Below are 4,460 nucleotides of genomic sequence, written 5' to 3'. Positions count from 1 at the left end.
GCCGGATGCGGGGAAACCAGCACGTCCGGATCTAACTGAGAGGTGCGGAGGATAATACCTCCCATCGACTCAAACAAGTTACGAGATTATTAATAAACTTAGGGGTTAACACCTCAAATTCAAATTCCCATCCCCCCAACCTCAACCACCCCAGGCCATCCACCCCAAATTCTATGATGCGACTGTCTGATTCTGATTTGACAATATCTGTTTTAGCCGTAACCCACCACAAGATGGAAGAACGAGAAAATTTTCCAGAGTTTGACTCTTATCCCGTCTCCGCCGATCGACAATGGAGCAACGTCCCAGACCCAGAAATGGATAAATACCCCACAACTCCAGCACCAGACTGGAACAATGGCAAAAGCCAAGAACCCGAAGCAATCCCCCCGGTTCCCACACCAGAGCCAGCAGCAGAACTCTCCGAAGCAGTAGCCGAAATTCCCGAAAAACAAACGGGATTTCTGCCAGTGCTCAAAAACCCAAATTTTCTAGCATTGTGGAGTGGGCAAGTTTTTTCCCAACTAGCAGATAAAGTTTATCTCGTACTGACGATCGCCCTCGTGGCGAGCCGCTTTCAAGCGCCAGATCAAACCATCAGTAGGTGGGTATCAGCAATCATGATCGCCTTTACCATTCCCGCAGTGCTGTTCGGGGCCGCTGCGGGCGTGTATGTCGATCGCTGGTCGAAAAAAGCAGTGCTCGTCGCCACAAACCTGCTGCGGGGAGCCTTTGTGTTAACCTTGCCCGTGCTGCTGTGGCTCTCCGACGGGTGGGAACTTGGTCAACTGCCGCTCGGATTCTGCTTGCTGCTGCTAGTAACATTCCTAGTCTCGACTCTAACTCAATTTTTCGCCCCAGCAGAACAGTCAGTGATTCCCCTAATTGTGGAACGCCGCCACCTGCTATCAGCAAACTCCCTCTACACCACAACCATGATGGGGTCGGTGATTATTGGCTTCGCAGTCGGAGAACCCTTACTAGCTTTAGCCGACACCCTATTTTCCAACCTCGGCGGCGGACTCGGCATCGGCAAAGAATTAGTAGTAGGCGGAAGTTACGCCTTCGCCGGAGTGCTGTTGCTGTCGATGAAAACAGGCGAAAAAAACGAAGTCGAACACGAACCGCCGCACCCCCTAGCAGATTTGCGAGACGGCCTGCGTTACATCAACGATCAACCGAAAGTCCGCAATGCTTTAATTCAACTAATTATTCTATTTTCCATTTTTGCAGCCTTGGCAGTTCTAGCAGTTCGGCTGGCGGAAATTCTCCCAGGTATGAAAGCATCACAATTTGGCTTTTTGCTGGCGGCGGTGGGCGTTGGCATGGCTGCTGGGGCAACGACAGTCGGCTATCTTGGCCATAAATTTTCTCACTCCCAACTGAGTTTAATCGGCTCGATTGGCATGGCACTTGCTCTGATGGGTCTTTCTGCATTTACCCACCATTTGTGGCTGTCGGTGCTGTTCATTACCTTGTTGGGTTTATTTGCCTCATTGGTGGGAGTGCCGATGCAGACTACAATTCAAGCAGAAACTCCAGAAGAAATGCGGGGAAAAGTCTTCGGACTGCAAAACAATGCCACTAATATTGCTTTGAGTTTACCGTTGGCTTTGGCCGGGGTAGCCGAAACATTTCTGGGCTTGCCGACAGTATTTTTGGCTTTAGCAGGATTAGCGATGGCTGGGGGTGTCTTAACCTGGTATATTTTCCGTAGCACAAATAGCAAAGTCGATCGAACCTAAAAAATAACAAACTCTGATTTACTGGAATGCACATCGCTTGGCTAGGAAAAAAATCACCTTTTTGCGGTAACGTCACTTACTCCAGGGAAGTCACCAACGCACTATTAGACCGGGGATACCAGGTCAGTTTCCTGCACTTTGCCCAAGAGGCGGACTCACTGGACAGGAACAATACGGGGTGGAGTATGGCAAATGGTTCATGGGGAAAGGGAATTACTCAAACCTCATATACCACTTCTCTCTCGTCCGCGAGTTGCAACGAAGTCTCTTTACCCTGTCACTACAAATCGCAAATTTATACGATTCCCACTCTCAAGTCCCGCACAGTGCTGATGAAATCTCTGCGGCGGCTGAAACCAGATGTTGTTCACGCTTCCCTGACGCTTTCGCCTTTAGACTTTCTGCTGCCGGAAATTTGTCAAGAATTGAATTTGCCTCTGGTGGCGACTTTTCACCCGCCGTTCGATCGCAAATTGCGAAATTTGACATCGGGAACCCAACACCTGATGTATCAACTGTACGCTCCGTTTTTGGCGAACTACGACTCGACGATCGTTTTTTCTCAGATTCAGCGGGATATATTGGTGAAGTTGGGAGTGCCACAGGAACGGGTGGCTGTGATTCCCAACGGTGTGGATGCTGTTAAATATTCTCCAGGGCCTTCGGGGTTGAAGTCGGAATTAAAGGCCGATCGAGTTTTTGTTTACCAAGGCCGCATTGCCCAAGAGAAAAATGTCGAGTCGATGCTCAAGGCCTGGAAACACTGTAATTTTGGCCCTGGGAACGTATTGGCGATCGTAGGCGACGGGCCCCTAGCCGCCTCGCTGCAACTGTTTTACGGCGAAGATGATGGCATTGTGTGGCTCGGATTTGTTGCCGAGGAGGAACGCCGGATCGAAATTCTGCGGGGTGCAGACGTATTTATTTTGCCTTCTTTGGTGGAGGGACTGTCGCTGTCGCTCCTGGAAGCGATGGCCTGCGGTTTAGCTTGTTTGGCAACCGATGCCGGTGCTGACGGCGAGGCCTTGGAGGAAGGCGCGGGGATAGTTTTGAATACTCAGCGGGTACGAAGTCAGTTGCAAACCTTGCTGCCGCTGTTTTGCGATCATCCTGAGTTGGGAATGCTGCTTGGTCAAAAAGCACGCCAACGGGCGATGGAGCGATACACTCTCAGTCAGAATATTACTGAGTTGGAAAAGCTGTATGCAGAGGTTTTGCAAAAGCAGCGCGTACTAATTCGGGGTTTAGCATGAATGTTTTGATTGCTCGTTGCCGGGCTAGAGCCTGGGAACGCAGATCCGGAGGCTCTGCCTCCTCCTTTGGCTCAAGCGAGGCTCTTTTACTCGTTACCAGGCTGGAGCCTGGGAACCAGTTAAGGGAGAGCCTCGCAACCAGTTAACGACACCTTTCGGCAAGCGCCTGGGAACCAGTCATTCCTCCCCAATCTAAAATCCAAAATCTCAAATCCAAAATCGCCTACCCTCCAGGGCGCAAATAATCCAAAAGTCGATCGCCCGAATCGGCCCGAATCAAAGCAACCACAACATCCGGCAAACTTCCCAAACTCGGATAAACAAAATAACGCGGTTCCCACCGCGGCCCAAACTTATCTTTAAAACTGTGCAATCCCTTAAAATTATAAAACTTGCTCAAGTGTTCCGAAAGATAAATCAAAACCTTTTCCAACCGCCCACATTTCTCAGATTCTCCCACTCCCGCCAAAGCAGACAAACCCAAATCAAATTCTTCATATCCCAATTCTTGACAATGCTGCAACATCGAAGCAAACAAACACTCCATCGTGCCATTTTCCACCTCAGTGCGACGCCGCATTAAATCAACTCCAACTACTCCATCTCCGGCCGATATCATATTAGCAAAAGCACTAATTATACCGTCGGGAGTGTGGATGGCTGCGACGCGAGTTTCCCGCAAATATGCCACGTCAAACCAACCCACCGAAAATTTTTTTTCCGCACCCTGAACCATTTGCAGCCACTCTTCGCTCACGAGTTTCATTTGCCGCATCAATTCGGAACTTAAAGGAGGTTCGTAAAATTCGATTTGATAACCGGCTTTTGTAAGTCTGTTGATAGCAGTTCTCAAGTTTTGATTGCTCTTGCCTTTGAGAGTAAAAGTTTCGAGATTAACAATAGCTTCTTCGCCAATTTGCACCACTCGAAAACCGAGAGTAGAATACATTTCTAGATCCTGGAGCAAAGTTTGATAAAATGCTGGATACCAATCATTGCGATAGCAAAATTCTTGAAACCCTAGAATTGATTCTTTGCGGTCTTCAGCAGGCCCGATGGGGTCTCCCAAAGCGATCGCACCTCTACCTTTCGGCACATAGGCGATCGTACTTTTTCCCGAAGGACTAAAATAATAAGATTTATCCGGAAGCAACGCCAGTCTCGCTAGCGTTGTCCGCCCGTATTTTGCTACAACTTCTTGAGCTTTATTCCGTTCCGAAATACTTGCCGAATTTCGCAGCAGCACCGGCCGCAGCAGCATTAAAAGTGCGTAACCAAGCGTTACCGTACCTACAGCATAAATCGAATCGGCAAAAAAGTTAGCAAACCGAGTTTGCGGAACCAACCCCGCATTGTCCGCCGTAAAAAACATGGCAAAAGTCTGGAACCCACATTCCGCAGATGTGTGTGGAATTTTTTTATCAGTTGTGAAAAGTTGGAGTCAAAAAGTTTTTCCGTTTAA

At 48.9% G+C, this 4,460-nt stretch carries 3 protein-coding genes; 2 read left to right on the top strand and 1 reads right to left on the bottom strand.

The window, feature by feature from the left end; all coding sequences use genetic code 11:
• Window positions 1–173 precede the first annotated feature (173 nt).
• Together QT979_RS28370 and QT979_RS28365 are read left to right on the top strand one after the other, a co-directional pair.
• Window positions 174–1,745 (top strand): MFS transporter, encoded by a 1,572-nt coding sequence (locus QT979_RS28370; protein ID WP_333216563.1) that lies wholly within the window; start codon window positions 174–176, stop codon window positions 1,743–1,745.
• Window positions 1,746–1,771: 26 nt separating this feature from the next.
• Window positions 1,772–2,998 (top strand): glycosyltransferase family 4 protein, encoded by a 1,227-nt coding sequence (locus QT979_RS28365; protein WP_333216566.1) that lies wholly within the window; start codon window positions 1,772–1,774, stop codon window positions 2,996–2,998.
• 223 nt (window positions 2,999–3,221) lie between these two features.
• Here the strand turns inward: QT979_RS28365 and QT979_RS28360 are convergent, their stop codons facing one another.
• Window positions 3,222–4,370, bottom strand: coding sequence for a phosphatidylglycerol lysyltransferase domain-containing protein (locus QT979_RS28360; protein ID WP_333312334.1), 1,149 nt, complete (start codon window positions 4,368–4,370; stop codon window positions 3,222–3,224).
• Between the last annotated feature and the right edge of the window lie 90 nt (window positions 4,371–4,460).

Source organism: Microcoleus sp. w2-18bC1, from assembly GCF_036700365.1.
Lineage (GTDB): Bacteria > Cyanobacteriota > Cyanobacteriia > Cyanobacteriales > Microcoleaceae > Microcoleus.
The sequence above is the reverse complement of the archived record's forward strand: the minus strand, read 5'-3'. Positions and strand labels throughout refer to the sequence as shown.

Coding starts and splice junctions, on each gene's coding strand:
- QT979_RS28370 (WP_333216563.1), top strand. CDS start 174: ATGATGCGACTGTCTGATTCTGATTTGACAATATCTGTTTTAGCCGTA.
- QT979_RS28365 (WP_333216566.1), top strand. CDS start 1,772: ATGCACATCGCTTGGCTAGGAAAAAAATCACCTTTTTGCGGTAACGTC.
- QT979_RS28360 (WP_333312334.1), bottom strand. CDS start 4,370: ATGTTTTTTACGGCGGACAATGCGGGGTTGGTTCCGCAAACTCGGTTT.